We start from the raw sequence: 26963 nt of genomic DNA, 5'->3' as shown, positions 1-26963 counted from the left end.
GGATTTGGATGGTTTACTACCGCCCAACCATTATAAAGGATTTTTTTATGCATAGACCATGTTACAGAAAATTCAGTTTTTGTGAATGCATTGAATTATTTTAATGCGACGCTAGTGCTGATAAATCAATGAAAATTATTAAAAGATGAAATTAATCATAATACAAAATAACAGCCTAATTGTATGTAGGTTGTTGTCTGAATTACTTTTTAGATAAGGTCGTCTTTGCAAGGCTTAAAACCAAATGCTGGAGGATGTGCACTAACGGCAGAAACATCTACTACGCTAGGACCTACTAAAAATGCAGTAAGACAAAACGCAATAAAAAACTCCCATCAACAGCGTTTATACTGTTAATGAGAATTCTTTTATTACCGATTAGCAACTTTTATGGACGTATCTCACATGGCTTTGGACTATGACATGGACCTGGATATGCAGCAGCTGGTACTGTGCTGACACTAATTAAAAATACCGTAAGACATAAAGTAGAAATGATCAGTTTAATACTTTTTTTCATATTCAATCTCTCCTTTATATTTAATACTTACATTATAGTATATTAATGGTGAAATAGAAATAGATTTTATTGAAATATCTGTAAAATATGATATTTCTGAACATTTGTATTGATGAGGCGTAAAAAGAACAAAAGGAACTGACTCATAATAAATTTAGAAATAATATGCCCAAGATATTTAGTATGTTAATGGTTTTATAGCTTTCTACTATTGTAAGTAAGCTTTAGAGCATTGAAGAAATAAAAAACTCCCATCAACAGCGTTTAAACTGTTAATGAGAGTTATGAGAATTATCGATTAGCAACCCAAGTTTTCACAAGATCTGCAGTACCATAAACGTAATGCTGATCGCCTACTTCATGGTATGTTGCGCTATCGTCAACCTCTGTATGCTTGTACGGAATACGTTGACGGCGTTTTTCTGACATTGGATCAGGAAGTGGAATTGCCGATAATAATGATTTTGTGTACGGATGAGCAGGGTGATTGTAAATATCATCTGCTTTACCGATTTCCATAATTTTACCACGGTACATAACAGCAATACGGTCACTGATGTACTTAACCATTGATAAGTCATGGGCAATGAAAAGATATGTTAAGCCACGTTCTTTTTGTAGCTGTTTTAATAAGTTAACAACTTGTGCTTGAATCGATACGTCAAGTGCAGAAATAGGCTCATCGGCGATAATAAACTTAGGATCTAAGCTTAGTGCACGAGCAATCCCAATACGTTGACGTTGACCACCAGAGAATTCGTGTGCATAACGGTTTGCGTGCTCTTTATTTAAGCCAACAGCTTCTAGTAGTTGATTGATTTTCTCTCGACGTTCTTTTTTATCCTTGTAAAGACCATGAATACTAAAGGCTTCACCAATGATTTCACCTGCTGTCATACGAGGGTTTAATGAAGCGTATGGATCTTGGAAAATCATTTGCATTTGACTATTAAATTTCTTTAATTCACTTTTAGATTTTTTCCCATGAACGTTTTCGCCGTCGAAAATAATTTCACCATCTGTAATGTCATACAGGCGAATAATGGAACGACCAGTTGTTGACTTACCACAACCCGATTCACCTACAAGACCGAGTGTTTCACCTTCGTATACATCGAAGCTAATACCGTCGACAGCTTTAATAGGGTTACTTGGTGAACCGAAATGCTGCTTTAAATTTTTGATTTCAAGAATTTTTTTTGCACCCGATTTAGTCATTTTGTTGTGCCTCCTTTGCTAAATATCCTTCAATACGTTTAGCAACTGCATCTGGAAGCGGAATTTTTGGCGCATCAGGATGTAACAACCAAGTTTTAGCAAAGTGTGTTTCACTTACTTGGAACATTGGAGGTTCTTGCTCATAGTCAATAGCCATTGCGAATTCATTACGAGCAGCAAACGCATCGCCCTTTGGAGGGTTGATAAGATCCGGTGGTGAACCAGGAATCGTGCGTAATAGCTCATCAGTATCATTATCTAAGTCTGGCATTGAACCGAGTAGACCCCATGTATATGGATGCTTAGGATTATAGAAAATATCATTAACAGTACCATATTCGACGATTTGGCCTGCATACATAACTGCCACTCGGTCAGCAACGTTAGCAACAACACCTAAATCGTGAGTAATGAAAATGATAGATGTTTTCGAATTTTTTTGGATTTCTTTCATTAGCTCTAAAATTTGAGCTTGAATTGTAACGTCTAATGCTGTTGTTGGCTCATCGGCAATTAGAAGCTTTGGATCAGCTGCAAGGGCAATGGCAATAACAACACGTTGACGCATACCGCCTGAAAATTCATGCGGGTATTGGTTAAAGCGTTTTTCAGGGAAGGGGATACCTACCTGAGTTAATAGTTCGATTGCACGTTTTTTAGCATCAGCTTTAGAAACTTTTTTATGTTGTAAAATAACTTCAGTTATTTGACGTCCGACCTTCATAGTCGGGTTTAAACTTGTCATTGGATCTTGGAAAATCATTGCAATTTCATTTCCACGTACTTTTGACATTGCTTTATCGCTTAACGGCACTAAATCACGACCGTTAAATAAAATCTGTCCTGCCGCATAAATACCAGGTGGCTGTGGAATTAGTTTCATTAATGCGTTACTCGTAACACTTTTACCAGAACCAGATTCACCAACGATTGCGAGTGTTTCACCTTCTTTTAGATCAAAGTTTACACCACGTACAGCGTGAACAAGCCCTGCATAAGTTTTAAAGTTTATTCTTAAATCTTTTACTTCTAAAATAGTTTTACTCATTTTCGGCCACCTCCTTATTTACGTAGTTTTGGATCTAATGCATCACGTAAGCCGTCACCAACTGCGTTAAATGCAAAGATTGTTAGTGAAATGAACAATGCAGGGAATATTAAACGCCAAGGAGCATTTGTAATTGCGGCATTACCTTCAGAAGCCATTGTTCCCCACGATGCATTTGGAGCAGGAACCCCAAGCCCTAGATAACTAAGGAAAGACTCTGTGAAAATAGCAGATGGCACAGTTAATGTCATTGTTACTAAAATCGCACCAAGGGCATTTGGCACTAAATGTTTTAGAATTAAATGCCATGTGCTAGCACCTAAAGTACGTGCAGCTAAAACATACTCTTGGTTTTTAATAGCTAATACTTCCCCACGTACGATACGAGCCATATTAATCCAACCTGTAATGGATAGTGCAATAATCATTGGTACAATACCTTGTTCTAATACTACTAAAAGTACAATTACAACCAATAGGTAAGGAATAGCTGTTAAAACATCGGCAATACGCATCATGATATTATCAACACGACCTCCTGCTAAACCAGAAATACTTCCCCATAACACACCAATAATTAAGTCAATAACTGCAGCAGCAATCCCGATGAATAAAGAAATACGAGCACCAGCCCATACTCGAACGAAAATATCTCGACCTAAATCATCTGTACCAAACCAAAATTCTGATGATGGTGGGGCATTAAAAACACCTAATTGGTCACTATATTTGTATTGTGAAAACATAGGCACAAATGTAGCCATTAAAATAATAATAAATAAAGCAATTAAACCGAAAATCGCCATTTTATTTTGGGAAAAACGAATAAATACTTCCTTCCAGAAGGAGACAGATTTATCAGCTAATTTTTCAGTTGCTTCATGATTTCCGCCAACAATTTTAAATTTATCTTTTTCGATTTGTTGCTGAGTCATTACTTTTTCGCTCCTTTCAGCTTAATTCGCGGATCGATAACACTATATAAAATATCTACGATGAGTACCGCAAATAAAAGAATGATAGAGAAGAACACAGTCGTTCCCATAACAACTGTATAGTCACGGTTCGTAATACTTTGTACAAAGTGTTTACCTAAGCCAGGAATCGCAAATATTTGCTCTACAATGAAGCTACCTGTAACGACACCAGCAGTTAATGGACCTAAATAAGTAACAACTGGTAAAAGGGCATTACGTAAAGTATGGCGGAAAACGATTGTCCATTTGCCTAAACCTTTTGCGCGAGCCATTTTTACATAATCACTATTATTTTGTTCAAGCATACTTGAACGTGTCAGTTTTGCTATAAAGCCCATATGCGAAAATGCAATAGCTAAGGCTGGTAATATACTATAACTGAAGCCCTTCCATCCACTAATTGGGAATAACTCAAGCTTATATGCTAGGAAATACTGCATAAGCCCAGCTAAAATAAATGATGGTACAGAAATACCAAGCACCGCAAAGGTCGTTGCCAAATAATCTGGCCACCTATTATGATAAAGCGCAGCAATTACACCGATTAATACACCAAATCCAATTGCTAAGAGCATAGCTTCAATTCCTAAAGTTAAAGAAACAGGGAAGCCTTCTGCAATCATATCATTCGTAGAACGCGCTTTATATTTCATAGATTCACCGAAATTAAAAGTGGCCGCATCGATTAAATAATCTTTGTACTGAATATACCAAGGGTTATTTAATCCATACGTTTCGTTTAACTTTTCCTCTATTTGAGGAGGGAAATTACGTTCAGATGCAAATGGGTTACCAGGAGCAAGACGCAATAGGAAAAACGTAGCCGATACGATGACGAAAAGCGCGAGAAGTATATACATCAGCCTTTTCAAAATATATTTAATCACATAAAACTCCTCCTTCTACTTGTCAATTATCTGACAAATAAGTGCTTTCGTATTTTAAAAAGAGCTGACTCGCACCGTAGTGGCTACGAGGCAGCTCTCCGCTTAGAGCTTAAAAGGTAATTTTTAACGAGTTATTTCATCTTTACGTATTTAAGGTGAATATCACCAGTTGGATTTGGATCTAAGTTTTCAATACCTTCTTTAACTACTGACAGGTTAGTGTAGTAGTAAATAGGTGCAACTGGGAATTCTGTCATAGCAATTTTTTCTGCTTGTTTTAAATAATCAATACGTTTAGCTTCGTCTACCTCAGCAACTGCTTTTGTCAATAAATCTTTGTATTGAGCATTTTCCCAGCCTGTTTGGTTGTTACCGTTTTTAGCCGTATCGAACATTTCAAGGAATGTATATGGATCTAGATAGTCAGCTACCCAGCCCATACGACCAATTTGATAGTCACCAGTTTTTAATTTTTCTATATAAACTTGCCATTCTGAGTTATCTAACTGAGAAGAAATACCAAGTTTTTTGCTCCACTCTTCTTGAATGTATTGAGCGATTGCTGCATGCCCTTCAGAAGTGTTATATGAAATGTTAACTTTAATATCTTTAGGGTCTTTAATACCAAGTTCTTTCATCCCTGCTTCAAGAGCCGCTTTCGCTCCATCAACATCGTTATCTTTGAAGTAACCACGGTCTTCTTCAAATCCAGGAATTGCTACTGGAACCATACCTGTAGCCGGTTTTTGTTCACCTTTAGTTACGTTGTCAATTAACGTTTGACGATCGATTGCTAAAGTAAGCGCTTTACGGATATTTGCATTAGACATAATTTTGTCTTTTGTATTGAACTTATACCAATAAATACTTGCTTCATCCTTGATTTTTAAAGAACCATCTTTTTTGAATTCATCAATTACATTAAGATCTATTGTTTGGAATGGTTTACCGATATAGTCAAGCGAGCCAGATTTAAAGTTAGTAGCAACAACTGATTCTTTTTCAATCATAGCAACATTTACAGTATTAACATCAACATTTGATGCATCCCAATAATCTTCATTCTTTGTAAGAACGATAGAATCGCTATGTTTCCAATCGCTTAATTTATAAGGACCATTTGTTACGTAATTTTCACCAGCGTCTGCATACCAATCTTTATTAGCTTCAGTCACTTTTTGGTTAATTGGTAAATAAGTTTTAAATCCTGTTAATTCTAGGAAATATGGAGTTGGGTTTTCTAAAGTTACGACTAAAGTTTTGTCATCTTCAGCTTTGATACCAACGCCATCAGCAGAACCGCCTTTTTCGTTGTAAGCTTGAGCCCCTTTAATTGGGTAGAAAATAGAAGCATACGCAGAAAGGTTTTCTGGATTTAACGCCCATTTCCAAGCATATTCGAAGTCACCTGCTACAACTGGATCACCATTTGACCATTTTGCATCACGTAAATGGAACGTATAAGTCTTTTTATCTTCACTTATATCCCATTTCTCAGCCATACCTGGAGTAGGCTTACCATCAGCGTCTGAAACAGTTAGACCCTCAAAAACGTTAACTAAGATTGCACTAGATGTAGTATCTTCTGCAAGTCCTGGGTGTAAAGATGGTGGTTCTGAAGCAATTGCTAAGTTAAGCTCTTTAGTTTTTGAACCAGAATCTTTGTTGCCGTCTGAAGATGAGGAATTATCAGACTTATCACCGCCGAAGCCACATGCAGCTAGTACTAATGAAAAGACTGCAAGGACTGTTAATAATAAAAACTTTTTGTTTTTATTCATGTGAATCCCCCTTATACAATTTTTAAGCCTTTTGTGAAGCTCTTATTTAATATACCAAAAAAATCATTTGCACAAAATAAAAAAGATTCAAATTTATATAGTATTATCTGACATCTAATAGAATAATAATTTTTTTCGATTCATCACATTAATGGATTAAAGTAATTTGATGATAAAAATTTGATATTTATTTGTTTTGAATATCAAAAATAAAACAAAAATTAAAAAAAGATTTATTATACCGAAAATTCATATTCTTCCGATAATGCTATTGTTATTCGAAAAATGATTCAAAAGTCACGGGAGAGGTGCTTGAAGAGATTTATATGGAAATGTAGAAAATCATTGTAAAACTGAGTAATTTCAATTCTAGTTCAGGCATTTTTTTGTAATTTCTAATCGCAAAGAATGAATATTTTTAGCTATTAATGATATATAAGAATCTTGATTTGTATTTATTTAAGATTATTTAGCATAAAAGAGAAAAAAGAAGAAGAAGAGTAAATGATGAAAAAATGAACATTTTTTAAGTAATAATTGAAATGAATATTCGTTAAATATGTTTTTTTGAAATAATTTACACATTACTTGCATATACAACTATGTATAAAAAAATAGTATAGTCTATCAAATATATGCATGCAGAACTTGGAATATGTAAATGGAAAAATATATATGCTTTTAAGTGCTTTTATGTTGTTGTTTTATGGGAAAATCCATTTGTCTCTCTTAAAAGGAATGCCTCTACATATAATTACTAAAAAATCATGTAAGTAGAACTTAATGAGTAGAAAATACACTTAACTTCTTTATATGGTCGATTTTACCATAGTATGATTCCTAAATGGTAGGCTTCCTAAAAATAAACAGTAAAGTAGTTGTAGGTGGGTGAATGAGAAGCCACCCTAGGCTCTTCGCAAAAAGAGGGGGTGATTTCCATAGCACATGTTTTCTGCACGAAAGCGTAGTGCTAACGAAACGACAGCAACAAGTGTTTTTCTGTGCGAAAGCGTAGTGCTAACGAAGCGACAGCAACAAGTGTTTTATCTTGCGAATGCGAAGCGGCTGGATGTTTCAAAATGCCAATCGCTGATAAAATATCGATAATCGCTGATAATATCGAGAAACCGCTGATAAAATGCCGATAATCGCTGATAACATCAAGAAAACCGCTGATAAAATGTCATGAATTGCACTCATCACCCCAACACTAACATCATATGGCAATACTTTATTAAATAGGACATCTTAATTTCTTTGTCATGTTAATTTTTCAAGAATATAAAGCAATAAAGCAGTGCACTTCGATTAAGAAATGCACTGCTTGCAGGTTTAAAGCTTAAATTGATTAATTTGTTTTTGTAAGTCTAATGATTTTTCGCTTAAATCTGTAGCAACTCGGTTTACTTGTTGAATTGTTGCTGCTTGTTCCTTGCTAGCTTCGTCAATGATCTGTGTATTGGCTGCACTAGTGGAAGCGCCATGAGCAATTTCTGCGACAGAGGCTGCTACTTGTTCAGCACTTGCAGAGATTTCTTCAGAAGTAGCCGAAATATCTTCTATTTGATCGGTCATCGTATTGATCGCTTTTACGATTGCTTCGAAAGAGTTGCCAGCATCCTCAATAATTTTCACACCGTCTGTGACAGATTGTAGCCCGTCTTCGACAGCTTTTTCTACATTTTGGGTATCTTCTTGGATTTCTTGTGTTAAGGTAACGATTTGATTGGCTGATTGCTTTGATTCTTCTGCTAGCTTGCGTACTTCGTCGGCTACGACAGCGAAGCCTTTACCATGTTCACCTGCACGTGCAGCCTCAATTGCAGCGTTTAGAGCTAATAAATTCGTTTGATCTGAGATTGCTGTAATTACTGTAGTAATCGTGCCTATTTCTTCTGATTGTTTACTCAATTTTTGAACGAGATTGTTAATCATTTGTGTAGAGTCATAAATGACGTTCATTTGTTGTTGAGCTTCATCAACTGTATCGTTACCATTACTCGCTAACTCACTTGTTGTCACTGCGCTTTGATGAAGTTGTTGAGTTGCTTCTGCTATACGTTGTACACCTACTGCTGTTTCATCCATTGCATGTGCGCTCTCATTGGCAGCAATTGTTGCAGTAGATGCCGCATCGGCCGTCTCATTAATACGTACAGTTACCTCATCTGCAGAAGCAGAAATCTCTTCGGTAGAGGCGGATAGCTCTTCGGCAGAAGCTGATAAATGTTCAGCATTATCTTGTATATTTGTTAATAAACTTCGTAAGTTACTTTTCATTGTATTAAAGGCTGTAGAAAGCTGACCAAGCTCATCTTTAGATTGATGGGAGATATCTTGATGATGTAATTCGCCATTTGCAATATTATTGGCCGCAATAACTACGGATTTTAAAGGACGTGATATTGTGCGCTGTACATAAAGCATCAGGCATATTCCAATAATTACGCCGATGATGATAGCGATGATTGAAATTATTTGTGAATTTGTTACGGCTTGTTTAGATTCTTTCGTAACAACATCAAGTTGTTTTTTTTGGTAACTTGAAATTTTCTCTGATTCCGCTAACAATCCTTTGTTGGCTTGTTGGACTTCACCATTAACTTTTTGTAAAGCTTCCTCTAATTTACCAGCATTATAAAGTGTAATGGCTTCCTCGGCAGCTTTGTCAAACGCATCATTATATGTATTTAAATCTTTCGCATATGTCTCCATCTCAGGAGAATCGGATTTTTTTAGCATTTCTACAACATGATCATCTAGCATTTTTGTATATTTTGCAAAGTTGTCTTTGTTAGCTGCTGTATCTTCAATAATTATTGCGCGAATGAAAAGACCCTGCATTGCTAGTTCAAATTGAATGTTATCAGCTAACTCTACTAGAGCAACACGATCGTCTAATGCATTTTCTACCTTGATTTCAATGTTTGAAAACTGAACAAACAAAATCGACAATGAAATAATTAAGGCGAGGATGATGGTGAAAAAACCAAAACTTAATTTTTTGCCTACAGACATAGAGATACACCCTTTCTAAATGCTATTTATATTTTAAATTTAGCCATCTAGAAAGGTGGAAGTCAATAACAGTTAGAATAAACAGTTCAGAATATTCATGAGTTTGTAAAGTGTTTTATATAATAAGGAACAATAGCTATAAAAATCAGTTAAGAGAAAGATGAATTTAATAGTTACATAGTACAGATTACATATTTTTTTTATAAAAAAAGGAATACGATATATTTCATATCGTATTCCAACCTTTAAGACTGTTTTTTTAACTGTAAAATGACCGTTTCATCTGGATCGATGTATAAAGTCTTTTGTTCAAAGTAAATAACAAAACCAGGTTTAGCGCCATTTGGTTTTTTTACCTGACGAATTTCTGTGTAATCGACTGGGACAGAGGAAGATTCTCGCGCTTTTGAAAAATAGGCAGCAAGTGTAGCGGCTTCTCTTAATGTTGTTTCGTCTGGTTCGCTCGTATGAATGACAACATGAGAGCCTGGTATATCCTTCGTATGTAGCCAAATATCTGTACGTTTAGCTATTTTAAATGTAAGCATGTCATTTTGCTTGTTATTTTTCCCAACAGAGATGGCTACACCTGTAGAAGAGACATAACGTTCAGGCTCAGGCTTCACTTGCTTTTTCTTTTTTCTTGCATGACGTAATTTTAAATAACCTTGCTCTGCTAATTCTTCACGAATTTCTTCAATATCTCCTGGTGCCGCTTGTTGAACTTGCTGAGCAAGCATTTCAAAATATGCTATTTCTTCCTTCGTTTTTTCTAGCTGTTCTTGAACCATAATAAGGGCATTTTTTGCCTTTGTATATTTTGTGTAATAGCTTTGAGCATTTTCAATCGGTGTTTTACGTTCACTCACTGGAATAGTGATTTTTTCTTCTCCAGTCTCACTATAGTAGTTAACGACAGTTACTTCCTTTACACCTTTTTCGAATGCGTAAATATTCGCCATCAATAATTCCCCGTATAATTGGAACTGATCAAGTTTAGATGCACGTTCGTAGTCTTTATTCAACTTTTTAGTTTTTAATGTAAGCTTATCAATTTCATTTTGTAGCCATCGCTCTAAATCACCTGCCTGCTGTTTGACACGATCTCGCTCAGCTCGTGCGAAAAATACGCGGTCAAGTAGTTCATGTACATTTGGATAAATCGTTACATCTCCTTGTAAATGTGTTAGAGCGATTGGGGAGAAGTAAGTTTTATTATTAGCGATTACATACATTGGCTCAGTTCCACCATTATTAAAGGAAGCGATAAAGTTTTTAAAGCAATCTATTTGATCATCTGCATCTGTTAAACGGAACAATAATTCTTCTGCATGAATGGGTGAGAAGCCTACAAATTGCGCAACAATTTCCTTAGCAGTTTTTTGTTCAGAGAAAAAACTAGTAAGCTGTTCGTCCGTCACTGCTAAAGGGTGCCATTTATTTTGGGCAGGTGGCGCGATATAAGGTTGACCAGGTAACACTGTTCGAAAACTATTCACAGAAGGCGGCAAATGCTTTAAGCTGTCGACTATTTTCCCCTGCTCCTTGTCAATTAACAACAGGTTACTGTGACGGCCCATAATTTCAGCATGTAACTCCCTTACAATAGGGTCGCCGATTTCATTTTTACTTTCAATTTCTACTATTATAATGCGATCAAAATCGTGCTGTTTAATAGAAGAAATAAAACCACCCTCTATATGCTTTCGTAACAGCATACAAAACATAGGGGGTTCTGCTGGATTCTCAATAGATTGCTCAGTAAGATGGACACGTGCGTAAGAAGGATGAATCGAAAAAAGTAATTTATGATTGCTTCCGTTCGCACGAATATGTAGAACAACCTCCTGAGCGTTTGGTTGATGTATTTTAGTGATCCGACCTGTTACTAATTGTTGTAGGTCGGCTGTCATTGAATAAGTAAATAAGCCATCAAATGCCATATGAATTCCTCTTTCCAACGATATAAGCATCCTTGGTACTTTCGTATTTTATATTTTAATAGTGCAAGCTTTTCCACCAGAGTGTGTGGTTGATTTCCGTTCCGGCTGGGCGCTTTGTTGCTGCCGCTACGTTAGAACTACGCTTTCGCACAGAGCAAAGCTTCCTGGGGGCGTCCGATGAGCCGCTTCACTCGCGCTGCTCGCTCCAGGGTCTCATCTGTGACGCTAATCCCCGAGGAGTCGCCCAGCCTTCGCTCCAATCAACTTATATTCATGACATACGTTTTAGCAAAATGTCATTCCTAAATGTCGATGATGGATCAATTTATTAGAAATCACTTTTATAGCACAATACCACAACGTGTGGTTGATTTCCGTTCTGGTTAGGCGCTTTCATGGGGGCGTACGATGAGCCGCTTCACCCGCGTTCCTCTATTACTGATCCCCGAGGAGTAGTCCAGCTTCCACTCCAATCAACTTATATGCGTGACATACGTAAAATTATGACGAGGCATAATTGATCAAATGTCATCTCTTTCTTTTGGTGATGAGATTTTCTTATGTTTATCATAGCATTTTTTAGGTGAATATTAAAATATAGCTTCAATTGTGGTAGAATTAGCTTTTGCTCTATCTTCATTCAGTGGGTGTCCAACCCCACCCACTGAATGAAGATAGAGGCCACCGGCGGATGTCACGGATTTTGAAAGGAATGAATTGTGCGGGCACAATTCAAAATCCGGACGCAATTACGCCAAGGCGAAATTGATCTATTTTTTCCGTCATAAACGACAGAGCTTATGTTATAATAATCCCAGTATGCAAAGAAAGGTGTGACGAACCTTGGTGCGTAGTATGACTGGTTTTGGCAGAGGTGTCACAACAACAAAAGACTTTCAATTAACCGTAGAAATGCGCTCGGTCAACCATCGTTTTTTAGAAATTAACGCAAAATTTCCGAAAGAATGGCTTGAAGCAGAAATTTTTGCAAAGAAATTAATTTCACAAGCTTTGTCTCGTGGCAAAGTTGATGTGATGGTTTATGTTAAAGACTTAGATAACGTCGAGCAATCTATTGAAATTAATTGGTCATTAATTGAAGCGTATCGTAAGGCAAAAGAGCAATTAGCAAGTAAAGTACCACTAGAAGAAAAATGGACGATGCAAGAGCTACTATCACTTGAACAAGCACTTGTACAGGAAAAGCCACAGCTTACACCTGAAGATTTACTTTCGGCTGTTGAACAGGCTATTACGCAAGCAATTGAGCAGCTGATTCAAATGCGTGAGCGTGAAGGGCAAGAATTACAAGATGTTGTTGTACAATATAAAGAACAGTTAATGGAACAAGTGAACAAGATTCGTTCATTCTCGTCTCTTGCTGTTGAAAAATATCGTACACGATTATTAGAACGAATTACTGAAGTGGCGGATGGAGCATTGTTAGAAGATCGCTTACTTGCAGAAGTAGCGATATTTGCAGAACGTGTGGACATCACCGAAGAATTGGACCGATTAGATAGTCACTTTCATCAACTGACAGAAACGTTACAAGAAACGATTTCGGTTGGCCGTAAATTAGACTTTTTAATGCAGGAAATACATCGCGAGATCAATACGATTGGTTCAAAAAATCAATCAACAGAGGCGGCCATTGCGGTAGTTCAAGCGAAAACAATATTAGAAAAGATGCGTGAGCAAGTTCAAAATATCGAATAACTTGTTTGTATCTGTTATAAATTAAGGGAGATATAGAGAATAAATGATAAAAGAACGTGGATTATTAATTGTTCTGTCTGGCCCATCTGGTGTAGGTAAAGGGACAGTGCGAAAAGAATTATTTTCTCAGCCGAATACGAATTATGAGTATTCCATCTCGATGACAACACGAAATCCTCGCGAAGGTGAAGTAGATGGTGTAGACTATTTTTTCAAGACACGTGAAGAATTTGAAGCGTTAATTGAACAGGGTGGCTTATTGGAGCATGCTGAGTTTGTAGGGAATTATTACGGAACACCGTTAGCCTACGTAAATGAAACACTGGATGCAGGACGTGATGTGTTTTTAGAAATCGAAGTGCAGGGTGCTGCTCAAATCCGCGAAAAGGCACCAGATGCATTATTTATTTTCTTAGCCCCACCAAGTTTAACGGAATTAAAAGATCGTTTAGTTGGTCGAGGGACGGAAACAGCAGACGTTATTGCAAAACGTATTGCAACTGCAAGTGAAGAGCTTGAAATGATGAGCCTTTATGATTATGTAGTAGAAAATGATGAAGTGACAAATGCTTGTGATCGTATAAATGCGATTATTAAAGCCGAGCATTGTCGTAGAGAACGTGTTGAAAAAAGATATTTGTCAATGTTGAGAGGAGAATAAACCTATGTTATACCCATCAGTAGATACTTTAAAAAAAGAAATCGATTCAAAATACTCTTTAGTAAGTCTAGCATCTAAACGTGCTCGTCAAATGCAAGAGGAACAAGACACAGAACGCTTACACAAGTACGTTTCCCATAAATACGTAGGAAGAGCACTTGAAGAAGTAGCGGCAGGTGTACTTACGAAAGTATCACAGGATGAGTCAACTGTATACGAAGACGAAATCTAACATTGATGTAAATAAGCTTTTGCGAAAATGTTAACGTCTGCAGTGGATTTTTGAATATACAGCATGCCGAGAGCTCCCGGGGAATTTTCCTTTGGGAGCTTATCATTTGAAAGGACGATTGTGCATGAATAAAAATATTTTACTTTGTGTTTCAGGTGGTATAGCGGTTTATAAGGCTGTCGCTCTAGTGAGCAAGCTATCTCAGGCAGGGGCAAATGTAAAGGTTATCATGACAGCATCAGCAAGACAGTTTGTTAATCCGCTGAGCTTTCAAGTTATGTCCAAAAATGATGTTTTTTTCGATACTTTTGATGAAAAAGATTCGAGTGTTATTGCTCATATTGATTTGGCGGATTGGGCAGATTTAATTTTAGTTGCACCAGCTACCGCAAATGTCATAGGGAAACTGGCAAATGGAATTGCGGATGATATGGTAACGACGACTCTGCTTGCAACAACTGCCCCTGTATGGCTTGCACCAGCGATGAATGTACATATGTATGACCATCCAGCGGTAAAACGAAATTTGGCTCAGTTACAATCTGATGGTTATCAATTTATTGAGCCATCGGAAGGGTTTTTGGCATGTGGCTATGTTGGGAAAGGTCGTTTAGAAGAGCCAGAAAAAATAACAGCGATTGTGCAAGAGTATTTTTCAGAGAAGGCCAAGCCGTTAGCTGGTAAAACGGTAGTTGTCACAGCTGGAGCGTATTATATACCATTGGATGAGCAGCATGTGATTAGTACACAGGCAAATGGTAGAATTGGTCAGGCAATAGCCGAAGAGGCAAAACTACTTGGGGCAACTGTCATCCTCATAGATGAAAAAGAAGCAAATGTGCATAAGCTTTTTGAACAACTAGAGGATTATCAACAACAATATCCATCTGCATTTTTTATCCATGCTGCAAATACGCCTACAATTGAAGGGGCGCCGATACTATCCTTAGAAGGAATGACAGCAATAACCTTTGGACAAAAGGTTATTGGTGAGTCCATGTTAACAATCATGTCTGACATGTGGATTGATTTTAGTGACACGGCAGAAGTAAATGGTCAATTGTGGGATACGACAGATGCCACGCAGTTTGCGCACGCATTTTGGACATATGTTTTACAAGGTGAGGCGCAATGAGTTTTTTGATTGCAGAGGTTATAGTGGATGTTTCAACTTACCATGTAGATCGTCCGTTTGATTATGAAGTACCTACAGAATGGGTAAATATTATCGAAATGGGCTGTCGTGTCAAAGTACCGTTTGGACCAAGAAATGTTTTAGGTTTTGTGGTTGGATTAAAAAATGAAACAGATGTACCAGCTGATAAATTAAAATCTATTGCACAAATTTTAGATATAGAGCCTGTGTTAACTGAGGAAATGCTGTTAATGGCAAAGTGGCTAAAAAACGAAACGATTTGTTATGAAATCGATGCCTTACAGGTTATGCTCCCATCAGCACTTCGAGCGAAGTATGAAAAAATCATTATGCTGCAAGAGGATAAAGAGGCTTTGCCGGAAGAGGCTAAGGCTATTTTCGGTAAGCGACAACAGGTTAATTTCAAAGAATTCGAGCGTGCTGAATTACTTCCTTTATTAAAGCAGCTTATTACTGATAAAATTGTAAAAATTGAAAACGTTGTGAAGCAGCAAGGGAATGTGAAAGAAATTCGTATGGTCAAAATTTCAGATAATCAGCAAGATATCGACAAGGCGATGGTAGATGCAGCGAGAGCAGCTAAACAGCGCCAGCTGATTGAATGGATGAGTGCACACCTTGGAGAAGTCCTGTTGCCACAGAAAATCTATGAAGAAACAGGTGCATCTCCAGCAGTACTACAGTCAGTTATTGACAAAGGGGCCGCTCACTTTATACAGGAAGAGGTGTATCGTGATCCCTTTACGAAGGAGGTTTCCCGCACTCAATCTTTACAATTGACGGATGAGCAGCACGTTGCATTAAAGGATATTATTACATCAATAGAAGAACAGACTGCGAAAACTTTTTTACTACACGGCGTCACGGGAAGTGGTAAAACGGAAGTTTATTTGCAAGCGATACAAAAGGTGTTAGATGAAGGCAAGGAAGCTATTATGCTAGTGCCTGAAATATCATTAACACCACAAATGACAGAGCGTTTTCGCAGTCGTTTTGGTGAGATGGTTGCTGTTATGCATAGTGGCTTATCTGTCGGTGAAAAGTATGATGAATGGCGTAAAATTCAGCAAGGAAAGGTAAGCGTTGTTGTGGGAGCTCGTTCCGCTATTTTCGCACCTTTTACAAATATAGGTCTTATCATTTTAGATGAAGAGCATGAATCAACATATAAGCAAGAAGATTCACCGCGTTATCATGCTAGAGATGTAGCAATTTGGCGTAGCGAATTTTATAAATGCCCAGTCATATTAGGTAGTGCAACGCCTGCACTTGAATCTTTTGCGCGAGCAAAGAAGGGCGTATATAGTTTGCTATCATTAAAGCAACGTGCTATGCATCAGGCGTTACCAACTGTTTTTATTGCGGATATGCGAGAGGAACTTCAAAAAGGTAATCGTTCAATGTTTTCTGAGCAGCTTGTTGATGCTATACGTGTAAGGCTTGAGAAAAAAGAACAGATGGTGCTGTTTTTAAATCGTCGTGGCTATTCTTCTTTCGTGCTTTGTCGTGATTGTGGGACGGTTGTGCAATGTCCAAACTGCGACATCTCGTTAACGTATCATCGAACGACAGAGAAATTAAAATGTCATTATTGTGGCTATGATGAGCGTGTTCCACAAATATGTCCACAATGCCAGAGTGAGCATATCCGCTATTTTGGTACAGGAACGCAAAAAGTCGAGGAAGAAATTTATAAGCTATTTCCTGAGGGAAGGGTTCTCCGGATGGATGTTGATACTACAAAGCATAAAGGTGCACATGAAGAAATTTTGCAGGCATTTGGGGAAGGGCAGGCAGATATTTTGCTAGGTACGCAAATGATTGCGAAAGGTCTTGATTTTCCTAATATTACGCTTGTTGGTGTACTTAGTGCTGATACATCGCTGCATTTACCCGATTACCGTGCGGCTGAGCGTACATTTCAGTTATTAACGCAAGTTAGTGGTAGGGCTGGACGTCATGATAAACCTGGTGAGGTTATTATTCAATCGTATACGCCAGAGCATTATGCAATTGAATTGGCAAAAATACAAGATTACGAGCCATTTTACGAACGTGAAATGTTTTTACGCCGTCGCTCAAGCTATCCGCCGTATTATTTTGTAGCACTTGTTCAAATATCTCATGAAGATGTCATGATGGCGGCAGAGTATGCTGGACGTGCGGCAGATTGGCTAAGGGGAAACTTATCAAATCAGGTTGCTATTATCGGTCCAACAACGGCAAGTATTAGTCGTCTCCAAAATAGATATCGTTATCAATGTTTGATAAAATATAAAATTGAACCAAACCTAATTCCTGTATTACAGCGCCTTCTAGCGATGTATCGAGGGGAATGGATTAAACAAGGTATATTAATGACAGTAGATTTAGATCCGTCAACTATATAAAAGGGTTCATCACCCGATTGGACATGACATTTTGCTAAAACGTATGCCATGCGAATAAGTTGATCTTCGTTCCTGCTGGGCGACTATCTGCGCGAAAGCAAAGCGACAGCGGCAAAGCCCTCAGCCGTAACGGAAATCAACCAACTCCGAGTTTTGGTGATGAGCCTATAAAGAGCTGATGTGGCGTTATAATTAGACAAGGTAATAAGCCTTAAATAGTAGAGAAGAGGAACATAAGATGGCAATTAAAAAAGTTGTTGAACATCCAGCAAAGGTACTATCAACGCCGTGTGCGGAAGTAACAGAAATTAATGAAGAAATTATTACTTTATTAGATGATTTATATGACACAATGGTTGAATACGATGGCGTTGGTATTGCAGCACCTCAAATAAATGTAGGATTACGTGTGGCAATTGTCGAGCTTGGCGAAGAACGAGATGTTTTAGAAATGATTAATCCGACTGTTATTGTAACGGATGGAGCAGAAGTAGATATTGAAGGTTGCTTAAGCTTTCCAGGACTATACGGTGAGGTTGAACGCCCTGAATATGTAAAAATTGAAGCATGTGACCGTGAAGGACGTGTATATGAGTTAGAAGCGGGAGGCTTTGATGCGCGAGCAATTTTACATGAAATCGATCATTTAGATGGCGTACTATTTAATTCAAAAATTAAACGCATTGTAACCGAAGAAGAACTTGAAGCAATGTACGCTGAAGAGGAGGAATAAAATGACTTCAATAATTTTTATGGGAACACCTGATTTCTCCGCGCCAATTTTGCGTATGCTACACCATGAAGGCTATGATATTAAAGCTGTAGTTACACAACCGGATCGTCCAGTTGGGCGTAAACGTGTACTAACACCGCCACCTGTAAAGGCAGCGGCTATGGAATTAGGTTTACACGTTATTCAGCCTGAAAAACTACGTGGTTCTGAGGAATTACAGCAAATAATTAATTTACAGCCTGACCTAATTGTAACAGCAGCTTTTGGACAAATTTTGCCGAAGGAATTGCTGGATGCACCACCGCTTGGTTGCATTAACGTCCATGCGTCACTTTTACCGAAGTATCGTGGTGGAGCACCTATTCACCAAGCAATAATTGATGGTGAAAAAGAGACTGGTGTAACGATCATGTATATGGAGCAAAAGCTAGATGCCGGTGAAATCATATCTCAAAAGGCTATCCCAATTGAAGAGGAAGATCATACAGGTGGACTATTTGATAAGCTGAGTGTTGTAGGCTGCGAATTATTAAAAGAAACACTTCCTTCTATTATAAATGGAACAAATAACCGTACAGTGCAGGATGAAGCACAAGTAACTTTTGCAAGCAATATTTCACGGGAACAAGAACGTATCGATTGGGCAAAGGATGCTATAACTTTATACAATCAAGTACGTGGTCTTCACCCATGGCCAGTTGCCTATACAACATTTGAAGATGGGAACTTTAAAATTTGGTGGGCGAAAGTTGGCAACGCAAAGCATGATACTATTCCTGGTACGGTCGTTGGGATTTCAAAGGATCATTTTGAAGTTGCAGCAGGAAATGGAACAACACTTGCCATGTATGATGTACAACCAGCTGGTAAAAAACGCATGACAGCAGAGGAATATTTGCGTGGTACAGGTTCTAAATTACAGATCGGGGACCAATTTAAATGAGTAAAAAAAGCGTAGTAATTTGGGATGGAAATGTGCGTAATGCTGCACTTTCTATTCTGTTAGCAGTGGATAAAAATCAAGCTTATAGTAATTTGCTTTTAAACGAAACGATCAAGCGACATAAAATCGAAGCGAAGGATCGTGCCCTTTTAACAGAAATCACGTACGGCACTCTACAGTATAAAATGACTCTTGACTACTATTTAGAGCCGTTTATTCGTGGTTCAGTGGATCATTGGGTGCGCTGGCTTTTACGTTTATCTTTATATCAAATGCATTATTTAACGCGTATACCACCTCATGCAGCAGTGAATGAAGCTGTGGAAATTGCTAAGCGTCGAGGTCACCAAGGTATAGCTTCAATGGTCAACGGTATTTTACGCTCTATTTTACGTCAGGGTGTAGCTTCTACTGATGAAATTAAAGATCCGATTGAGCGTCTTGTCATTGAAACGAGTCATCCAGAGTGGTTAGTGCAACGCTTTGTCGATAACTATGGAATTGAAGTAGCGAGTGCAATGTTACATGAAAATAATGTGCCTCCAGTGCAGACTGTACGCGTCAATACGACTAAAGTGAGCGTTGATCAAGCAATTGCTAGCATAGAAGCGGAAGGCTTAACAGCTAAACAAAGCGATATGATGCCGGAATGTTTACATGTCACAAATGGTCAGCCTGCTCGTACTAAGGCATTCCAAGAAGGGCTAATTACCATTCAAGATGAAAGCTCGATGATTCCAGCAAATGTATTGAATCCATCTCCTGGCATGCGTGTCTTAGATATGTGTGCAGCTCCAGGCGGAAAGACAACACATATAGCTGAGATTATGAAAAATGAAGGTTCGATTTTAGCGACCGACCTTCACCCTCATAAATTAGATTTAATCGACCATAATACGGATCGTCTAGGGATTGATATAGTAGAGACTGCTCCGATTGACGGACGTAAAGCACCTGATTTTCTACAATCAGAATCATTCGACGCAATTTTAGTCGATGCACCTTGTAGTGGTTTAGGTGTCATGCGCCGCAAGCCAGATATTAAATATACAAAACGTGAGGAAGATTTAGAAAACCTCCAAAAAATACAATTGGCGCTTCTAGATGCGGCAACAAAAGTATTGAAAATAGATGGCAAACTTGTGTACAGTACATGTACAGTCGATATAAAGGAAAATGAAGGCACTGTAGAAGCCTTTTTAACAACGCATCCAGAAATGGAAGCAATACAACTAGAATCTTTACCAACAAAATTAGCGGAAAAGCAAGCAAATGGCATGCTTCAAGTCTTTCCACAAGACTTTGGCAGTGACGGTTTCTTCGTTGCAGCCTTTCGTAAAAAAGGAGAATCCAACTAATGGTGGATCATGAGAAATTTAATGAGCGCATTAACGATTTAGTCGAGGAAGCGGAAGACAAGCCTGTTCAACGCGCGAAAAAAGAAAAACCAAATTTAAAAGAATCGGTATATTCATTACAGCCGAACCAGTTAGAAGAATGGTTAAAGGAAAATGGTGAAAAACCGTTCCGTGCAGCACAAATTTTTGATTGGCTTTATAATAAACGTGTAAAAACATTCGAAGAAATGTCTAACCTTTCAAAGGGATTACGTGAAAAGCTTGAAGCAAGTTTTGCATTGACGACATTGTCAACAATTATTAAACAAGAATCAAAAGATGGTACGATCAAGTTTTTATTCCAATTACAGGATGGCTATTCAATTGAAACAGTATTAATGCGTCATGAATATGGGAACTCTATTTGTGTGACGACACAAGTAGGCTGCCGAATTGGCTGTACGTTCTGTGCATCAACTTTAGGTGGATTAAAACGTCACTTATTAGCAGGGGAAATCGTGGAGCAAGTTGTCAAAGTACAGCAGACTTTAGATGAAGTGGGCGAACGTGTGTCACATATCGTTATTATGGGTATTGGCGAACCTTTCGATAATTATGATGCGATGATGAACTTCTTAAAGGTCATCAACCATGAAAAAGGATTAAATATTGGGGCTCGTCACATCACTGTGTCAACATCAGGGATTGTTCCGAAAATTTATCAATTTGCTGATGAACAGCTACAAATTAACTTTGCAGTATCGCTACACGCACCAAACCAAGAGGCTCGTCAAAAACTAATGCCAATTGCACGTGCTTACAAGTTAGATGAATTAATGGAAGCCGTCCAATACTACACTAAAAAAACTGGCCGACGTGTTACTTTTGAGTATGGTTTAATGTCTGGTGAAAATGATTCAGTCGAAATTGCAGAAGAATTATCTGCATTAATAAAAGGAATTAAATGCCACGTGAACTTAATTCCTGTAAACTATGTACCAGAACGTGATTATGTTCGTACATCTCGTAGCCAAATTTTTGCCTTTGAAAAAACATTAAAGAAGAATGGTATTAACGTAACGATCCGCCGAGAGCAAGGTTCTGATATTGCAGCTGCGTGTGGTCAATTACGTGCGCAAGAGAGATCTGAAGAAACGAGGTGACCAGTGTTGAAATACACAGTCGAAAGTGATATTGGGTTAAAACGAGCAATTAATGAAGACCGTGCGGCATTTTTTAAGCGTCCAGACGGGCTTGCACTAGCACTTGTAGCGGACGGCATGGGAGGTCATAATGCTGGCGATGTAGCGAGTGATATGGCGATGAAACAGATAGAATCCGTTTTTTTACAGGCAGAGGCACATCATTTTGCATCAACAACATCAAAAAAAGAGTGGTTATTACAAGCAGTTAAGCAATTAAATAAAAATATATATGACTATTCTTTATCACATGAAGACTGTAAAGGAATGGGCACGACATTTATTGCAGTGTTAATTGAAGATAATCATTGTTTTATCTCACATGTTGGCGATAGTCGTGTGTATTATTTCTTTGATGATGGTGCACAACAAATAACAAGAGATCACTCATATGTAAATGTTCTCGTTGAAAATGGTGAAATAAGTGAAGAGGAAGCGTTGACACATCCGAAGAAAAATTTCATCTTAAAAGCTGTTGGTACAGAAGAAACGATTGAACCTGACTTTTATGAGGTTGATTTAGCATCAGAATCGTATTTACTCATTTGCTCTGACGGTTTAAGTAATAAACTAACAGTGTATGAAATGGCATCAATTATTACGTATCCAGATTCGATAGAAGAAAAAGGACGGAAACTTGTGGAATTAGCAAATGCAAGCGGGGGGGAAGACAATATCTCCCTCGTGCTACTCACAAGGCAAGATGAGGAGGTGTAAGTATGTTTGTAGGTAAACGAATTAGTGACCGCTATAAAGTTAAAGAGCTCATTGGTGGCGGTGGTATGTCCAATGTTTATTTGGCGCACGACATGATATTAAACCGAGATGTAGCGATTAAAATATTACGCTATGATTTTACCAATGAGGATGAATTACATCGGCGTTTTCAACGTGAGGCACTTTCTGCTACAAGTCTTACACATCCAAATATTGTTAGTGTTTATGATGTAGGTGAAGATGGTGATCTGCATTATATTGTAATGGAGTATGTCAAAGGAAAAACATTAAAGCAGTACATACAGGAATTTGCACCAATTTCTCCTGCCAGAAGTGTGCATATTATGAAACAGCTAACATCTGCAATTGCCGATGCTCATGAAAATCATATTATTCATCGTGACATTAAACCTCAAAATATTTTAATGGATGCTGATGGCAATGTGAAAATAACTGATTTTGGCATCGCGATGACGCTTAGTGCAACGTCATTTACACAAACAAACTCTGTGCTTGGAACTGTGCATTATTTGTCACCAGAGCAGGCTCGTGGTGGTACAGCGACAAACAAATCTGATATTTATGCACTTGGGATTGTTTTATATGAATTATTAACAGGGGAATTGCCATTTTCAGGCGAGTCAGCTGTTTCTATCGCGCTTAAACATTTACAATCTGAAACACCGTCAGTTCGTGCCTTCGATGCTACAATTCCACAAAGCTTGGAAAACGTTGTGCTAAAAGCTACAGCAAAAGATGCTTCTCATCGTTACTCAACTGTAGAAGAAATGCAAGGTGATTTAGAGACAGTTTTATCGCCAAAACGTATTAATGAACCGAAGTTTGCCATACCGGTAGATAATGATGTGACAAAGGCTATTCCGATTATAAAAGAGCCAACTGTGCGTAAAGACGAAGATTTAACGAAGACAAGAGCAATCGAACCAATCACTCAATCAAAGCCGAAACCCGAAGTGAAGAAGCCTGTTGAAAAGACAGCACCTGAAAAGAAAAAGAAAAAATGGCCAATATATGTAGCTGGGTTAGTAATAGTAGCCATTGCTACTCTCCTGTTCTTTATATTTGCAACAGGTGTATTTAGTCCGAAAAAGATATCTGTACCTGATGTAGCTAATTTAACTATCGATGAAGCTACTAAGAAATTAGAGGCAGAAGGCTTTGTTATTGGAGAAAAGCTGGAGCGAAACTCAGAGGACATAGAAAAGGATAAAGTTATTGAAACAGATCCTTCTCAGGGTACGGAGCGTGTAAAAGGTACAGAAGTAGACTTAGTTGTTAGTCTTGGGGTAGAAAAGACGAAAGTGGAAGATTATAGAGGACAACAAATTAGCCAAGTTGAATCAATGTTAAAGGGTAAATTTTTAGAGCCTCAAATTAGTTATGTGCATTCGAAAGAGCCAGAAGGAACAATTATTGAACAAGAGCCGCTACCACCAGAAGAAGTAATCGCTAAAGATACATCGATGAAATTTAAGGTAAGCGCAGGTGTAAAAATGGTTACAGTAGATAAAGTGGTGAATTACACGAAGGCTCAAATGGATGAGTATGTAAGTGGAAAAGGCTTAAAATGGCGTGTTGTTCGTGAAGAATATGATGATACAATACCAGCAGGAAGTGTTAAATCACAATTGACAAAAGCAGGAACGCAGGTTGAAGCGGGCTCCACAATCGCTGTTATTTTAAGTAAAGGACCTGAAGCAAAGCCTGATAAAACTTGGGTGAAAACTGTATCGATTGAATATAAACCAAAAGAGGAAGGTTTAGAGCAAACTATTCGAATTGATATTCAAGATAAAAACCATAAAATGTTAACAACAGTTGAAACATTTACTATTACGGCTGATCAAGAGCACCAAATACAGCTTGTTATTGGAGATGGTCAGGATGCGGCCTATAAAATTATTCGTGATTCAGAAATTATAGATGAAAAAACAATCAACTACGATGATATCAAATAAGGGGGAATTGGATGGCGCAAGGCCAAATTCGTAAAGCACTAAGCGGTTATTATTATGTATATGATGGACAACAGCTTATACAATGTCGAGGGCGTGGGGTATTTCGCAATCGCGGAGAATCCCCACTCGTTGGCGACATTGTAGAATACACACTGGAAATAGAGGGATCGGACGGCACTATTCAAAAAATTATTGATCGCCAAAATGAATTAGTACGCCCTCCGATTGCCAATATTGATCAAGGTATTCTAGTGTTTTCTGTAAAAGAACCTAATTTTAATACAATTTTACTGGATCGTTTCTTAGTTGTTTTAGAGTCATTTCATGTTCATCCAATTATTTGTTTAACAAAGATGGATTTGCTAGGGGATCATGAACGTGAGGAATTACAAAGCTATATAGAAGATTATGAAGACATGGGGTATACTGTGCTACAAACCTATAAGGGTGAGGAAGAATTAGTTGCACGCTTGCAACCCATATTAAAAGGGAAAACATCTGTTTTAGCAGGACAATCTGGAGTGGGAAAATCCACATTACTTAATACATTAATTCCAGATTTAAATTTAAAAACAGGAGTTATTTCACAAAGCTTAGGGCGCGGAAAACATACGACTCGCCACGTCGAATTAATCGAAGTATGCGATGGTTTATTAGCAGATACACCAGGATTTAGTTCATTTGATTTTGATGAAATAGAAAAAGAAGAGTTAGGTGCATGCTTCCCGGAAATGGCCCGAATTGCAGATGATTGTAAATTCAGAGGCTGTTTACACTTAAAGGAACCGAAATGTGCGGTAAAGGCAGCGGTAGAAGCTGGAGAACTTCGTGACTACCGCTATAAGCACTATGAACAATTTATGCAAGAAATTATGGATCGAAAGCCGAGGTATTAATGATGATACAAATAGCACCATCAATTTTAGCAGCCAACTTTGCTAATTTAGGAGAAGAAGTAAAGGAAGTAGAAAAAGCGGGTGCACAGCTTATTCATATTGATGTTATGGATGGTCATTTTGTGCCGAATATTTCATTTGGATCGATCGTATTAGACGCCATTCGTCCTTTAACTGATTTACCATTGGATGTTCATTTAATGATTGAAAATCCTGATCAATATATTGAACAATTTGCAAAAGCAGGGGCAGACTATATTACAGTGCATGTAGAGGCTTGCCGTCATTTACACCGTACAATTCAATTAATTCGTTCGTACGGAGTCAAACCTGGTGTTGTATTAAATCCACATACACCAATAGAATCAATTCAACATATTTTAGAGGATATTGATATGGTGTTGTTCATGACTGTGAATCCAGGCTTTGGTGGGCAAAAATTCATTCATTCTGTAATACCAAAAATTGAAGCATTAGCAGCAATTATTAAAGAACGTAATCTTGATATTGCTATAGAAATCGACGGTGGTATTAATGCAGAGACTATTATTCCATGTGCACAAGCAGGAGCAACCATTTTTGTAGCTGGTTCAGCTATTTATAGTAAAGAAGATCGTACAGCGGCACTTCAGGAAATTTTAGCTGCTGGTGAGGCAGCGATTAAAGGATGACAGTAGTCGTTGTTTGTGCTGGTGGACCAAAAGAGGAACTCTGTTCGTTTAGTCCATTTAAAGAGAAAAGTGATGTGTTATTTATCGGAGCTGACCGAGGAGCACTTTATTTAATCGAGCAAGGAATCACACCACATGCCATCGTAGGAGATTTTGACTCACTTTCGCAAGAGGAATACGAACTGGTGATGGCACATACAAATGATAGACAACGATTTCAGGAAGAAAAAGATGAAACAGATACGGACCTAGCGATATTAAAAGCCTTGACCTATACACCGCTAGAAATTGTACTTACAGGTGTTACAGGTGGGCGCTTAGATCATTATGAGGCAGCAGTCCGTTCGATGTATCGCTTCCAAAAAGAGCATCCACAAGTAGTATTGAAGATTATTAATCACGCAAATATGTTGCAATTTTTAATGCCAGGCAAACACAACATTGAAGCAGACGAGCAATATCGTTATTTGTCTTTTTTTGCACATGAAGAGCCAATTAAAGATGTGACATTAAGGCAAGTAAAATATGAAACAACAAATGAAGAAATTTCTTTAGGGACATCCCGCTTTACAAGTAATGAAATAATAGGTAATTCAGGGTCTATATCTTTCACGCAAGGCATATGTTTAATGATAAGAAGCATAGATTAGCGTGAGGGGGAGAGAGTCCTGAAAGTATATACATTCCAGCTACCGAAATTTGTGAGTAGTATTACGCGCACATGTATCAATCTTTTTAAAAAAGAAAAGAAAGTAAAAAAATCCGACTAACACTAGTCGGATTTTTACTGTTTTTGAGAAATAAATGTGTCCATGAAATTAAATGTGGCATGCAAAAAATATCGTTCTTAGGCAAAACGAGAGGTTGATTTCCGTTCTGGCTGGGCGCTTTGTAGCTGACGCTTCGCTTTCGCTACAGAAAACATTTGTTGTTGC

The 26963-nt window shown here is 37.9% G+C and carries 24 protein-coding genes; 16 read left to right on the top strand and 8 right to left on the bottom strand.

Annotated elements, in window-relative coordinates; genetic code table 11:
• Nucleotides 1-811: 811 nt before the first annotated feature.
• The 5 genes from QRN68_RS23415 to QRN68_RS23395 form a co-directional block, all read right to left on the bottom strand.
• Nucleotides 812-1738 carry an ABC transporter ATP-binding protein gene (locus QRN68_RS23415; protein ID WP_285399581.1) on the bottom strand — a complete coding sequence of 309 codons (927 nt, stop codon included), beginning with the start codon at nucleotides 1736-1738 and terminating at the stop codon, nucleotides 812-814.
• Entirely contained in the window at nucleotides 1731-2786 is a 1056-nt protein-coding gene (locus tag QRN68_RS23410; protein ID WP_285399580.1) for an ABC transporter ATP-binding protein, read from the bottom strand. Before QRN68_RS23410 ends, QRN68_RS23415 begins: the two co-directional genes overlap by 8 nt.
• 14 nt (nucleotides 2787-2800) lie before the next feature.
• The gene (locus tag QRN68_RS23405; protein WP_285399579.1) at nucleotides 2801-3721 is read right to left on the bottom strand and encodes an ABC transporter permease; all 921 of its coding nucleotides are present in this window, start codon (nucleotides 3719-3721) and stop codon (nucleotides 2801-2803) included.
• Nucleotides 3721-4650 (bottom strand): ABC transporter permease, encoded by a 930-nt coding sequence (locus QRN68_RS23400; RefSeq protein ID WP_285399578.1) that lies wholly within the window; start codon nucleotides 4648-4650, stop codon nucleotides 3721-3723. Before QRN68_RS23400 ends, QRN68_RS23405 begins: the two co-directional genes overlap by 1 nt.
• 131 nt (nucleotides 4651-4781) lie before the next feature.
• Nucleotides 4782-6431, bottom strand: coding sequence for a peptide ABC transporter substrate-binding protein (locus tag QRN68_RS23395; RefSeq protein ID WP_285399577.1), 1650 nt, complete (start codon nucleotides 6429-6431; stop codon nucleotides 4782-4784).
• Between the two features lie 945 nt (nucleotides 6432-7376).
• Here QRN68_RS23395 and QRN68_RS23390 point away from each other — a divergent pair.
• On the top strand, nucleotides 7377-7538 hold the full coding sequence (locus tag QRN68_RS23390; protein ID WP_285399575.1) for a hypothetical protein: 162 nt from the start codon (nucleotides 7377-7379) through the stop codon (nucleotides 7536-7538).
• 225 nt (nucleotides 7539-7763) lie between these two features.
• Here QRN68_RS23390 and QRN68_RS23385 read toward each other — a convergent pair whose 3' ends face one another.
• From QRN68_RS23385 to QRN68_RS23375, 3 genes are all read right to left on the bottom strand, one after another.
• Complete coding sequence (locus tag QRN68_RS23385) at nucleotides 7764-9449, bottom strand: methyl-accepting chemotaxis protein (RefSeq protein ID WP_285399574.1); 1686 nt, start codon at nucleotides 9447-9449, stop codon at nucleotides 7764-7766.
• A gap of 245 nt (nucleotides 9450-9694) precedes the next feature.
• The gene (locus QRN68_RS23380) at nucleotides 9695-11392 is read right to left on the bottom strand and encodes an Rqc2 family fibronectin-binding protein (RefSeq protein WP_285399582.1); all 1698 of its coding nucleotides are present in this window, start codon (nucleotides 11390-11392) and stop codon (nucleotides 9695-9697) included.
• Between the two features lie 137 nt (nucleotides 11393-11529).
• Nucleotides 11530-11652, bottom strand: coding sequence for a hypothetical protein (locus QRN68_RS23375; RefSeq protein ID WP_285399573.1), 123 nt, complete (start codon nucleotides 11650-11652; stop codon nucleotides 11530-11532).
• A 583-nt stretch (nucleotides 11653-12235) separates the two neighbouring features.
• Here QRN68_RS23375 and QRN68_RS23370 point away from each other — a divergent pair.
• The 15 genes from QRN68_RS23370 to spoVM all read left to right on the top strand — a co-directional run bounded on the left by QRN68_RS23370 (nucleotide 12236) and on the right by spoVM (nucleotide 26798).
• Entirely contained in the window at nucleotides 12236-13111 is an 876-nt protein-coding gene (locus QRN68_RS23370) for a YicC/YloC family endoribonuclease (protein WP_285399572.1), read from the top strand.
• 43 nt (nucleotides 13112-13154) lie between these two features.
• Nucleotides 13155-13772: a guanylate kinase gene (gene gmk / locus QRN68_RS23365; protein WP_285399571.1), complete on the top strand. Its 618-nt coding sequence runs from the start codon at nucleotides 13155-13157 to the stop codon at nucleotides 13770-13772.
• A gap of 4 nt (nucleotides 13773-13776) precedes the next feature.
• On the top strand, nucleotides 13777-14004 hold the full coding sequence (rpoZ, locus tag QRN68_RS23360) for a DNA-directed RNA polymerase subunit omega (protein ID WP_285399569.1): 228 nt from the start codon (nucleotides 13777-13779) through the stop codon (nucleotides 14002-14004).
• A 124-nt stretch (nucleotides 14005-14128) separates the two neighbouring features.
• Nucleotides 14129-15139, top strand: coding sequence for a bifunctional phosphopantothenoylcysteine decarboxylase/phosphopantothenate--cysteine ligase CoaBC (coaBC, locus tag QRN68_RS23355; protein WP_285399568.1), 1011 nt, complete (start codon nucleotides 14129-14131; stop codon nucleotides 15137-15139).
• Nucleotides 15136-17550 carry a primosomal protein N' gene (gene priA, locus QRN68_RS23350; RefSeq protein ID WP_285399566.1) on the top strand — a complete coding sequence of 805 codons (2415 nt, stop codon included), beginning with the start codon at nucleotides 15136-15138 and terminating at the stop codon, nucleotides 17548-17550. The genes coaBC and priA overlap by 4 nt, the downstream gene beginning before the upstream one ends.
• A 238-nt stretch (nucleotides 17551-17788) precedes the next feature.
• Complete coding sequence (gene def / locus QRN68_RS23345; RefSeq protein ID WP_285399565.1) at nucleotides 17789-18283, top strand: peptide deformylase; 495 nt, start codon at nucleotides 17789-17791, stop codon at nucleotides 18281-18283.
• A 1-nt stretch (nucleotide 18284) separates the two neighbouring features.
• Nucleotides 18285-19226: a methionyl-tRNA formyltransferase gene (gene fmt, locus QRN68_RS23340; RefSeq protein ID WP_285399563.1), complete on the top strand. Its 942-nt coding sequence runs from the start codon at nucleotides 18285-18287 to the stop codon at nucleotides 19224-19226.
• Entirely contained in the window at nucleotides 19223-20584 is a 1362-nt protein-coding gene (rsmB, locus tag QRN68_RS23335; protein ID WP_285399561.1) for a 16S rRNA (cytosine(967)-C(5))-methyltransferase RsmB, read from the top strand. Before fmt ends, rsmB begins: the two co-directional genes overlap by 4 nt.
• Nucleotides 20584-21726: a dual-specificity RNA methyltransferase RlmN gene (rlmN, locus tag QRN68_RS23330; protein WP_285399559.1), complete on the top strand. Its 1143-nt coding sequence runs from the start codon at nucleotides 20584-20586 to the stop codon at nucleotides 21724-21726. The genes rsmB and rlmN overlap by 1 nt, the downstream gene beginning before the upstream one ends.
• A 6-nt stretch (nucleotides 21727-21732) precedes the next feature.
• Complete coding sequence (locus QRN68_RS23325; RefSeq protein ID WP_285399557.1) at nucleotides 21733-22482, top strand: Stp1/IreP family PP2C-type Ser/Thr phosphatase; 750 nt, start codon at nucleotides 21733-21735, stop codon at nucleotides 22480-22482.
• Between the two features lie 2 nt (nucleotides 22483-22484).
• The gene (pknB, locus tag QRN68_RS23320) at nucleotides 22485-24461 is read left to right on the top strand and encodes a Stk1 family PASTA domain-containing Ser/Thr kinase (protein WP_285399556.1); all 1977 of its coding nucleotides are present in this window, start codon (nucleotides 22485-22487) and stop codon (nucleotides 24459-24461) included.
• A gap of 11 nt (nucleotides 24462-24472) precedes the next feature.
• The gene (gene rsgA, locus QRN68_RS23315; protein ID WP_285399554.1) at nucleotides 24473-25357 is read left to right on the top strand and encodes a ribosome small subunit-dependent GTPase A; all 885 of its coding nucleotides are present in this window, start codon (nucleotides 24473-24475) and stop codon (nucleotides 25355-25357) included.
• 2 nt (nucleotides 25358-25359) lie between these two features.
• Nucleotides 25360-26028 carry a ribulose-phosphate 3-epimerase gene (gene rpe, locus QRN68_RS23310; RefSeq protein ID WP_285399552.1) on the top strand — a complete coding sequence of 223 codons (669 nt, stop codon included), beginning with the start codon at nucleotides 25360-25362 and terminating at the stop codon, nucleotides 26026-26028.
• Nucleotides 26025-26678 (top strand): thiamine diphosphokinase, encoded by a 654-nt coding sequence (locus QRN68_RS23305; RefSeq protein WP_285399550.1) that lies wholly within the window; start codon nucleotides 26025-26027, stop codon nucleotides 26676-26678. Before rpe ends, QRN68_RS23305 begins: the two co-directional genes overlap by 4 nt.
• An 18-nt stretch (nucleotides 26679-26696) precedes the next feature.
• Nucleotides 26697-26798 carry a stage V sporulation protein SpoVM gene (gene spoVM, locus QRN68_RS26990; RefSeq protein WP_139114376.1) on the top strand — a complete coding sequence of 34 codons (102 nt, stop codon included), beginning with the start codon at nucleotides 26697-26699 and terminating at the stop codon, nucleotides 26796-26798.
• The last annotated feature ends 165 nt before the right edge of the window (nucleotides 26799-26963 follow it).

Origin of the sequence: Lysinibacillus sp. fls2-241-R2A-57 (assembly GCF_030209535.1) — a bacterium.
Lineage (GTDB): Bacteria > Bacillota > Bacilli > Bacillales_A > Planococcaceae > Lysinibacillus.
The sequence above is the reverse complement of the archived record's forward strand: the minus strand, read 5'-3'. Positions and strand labels throughout refer to the sequence as shown.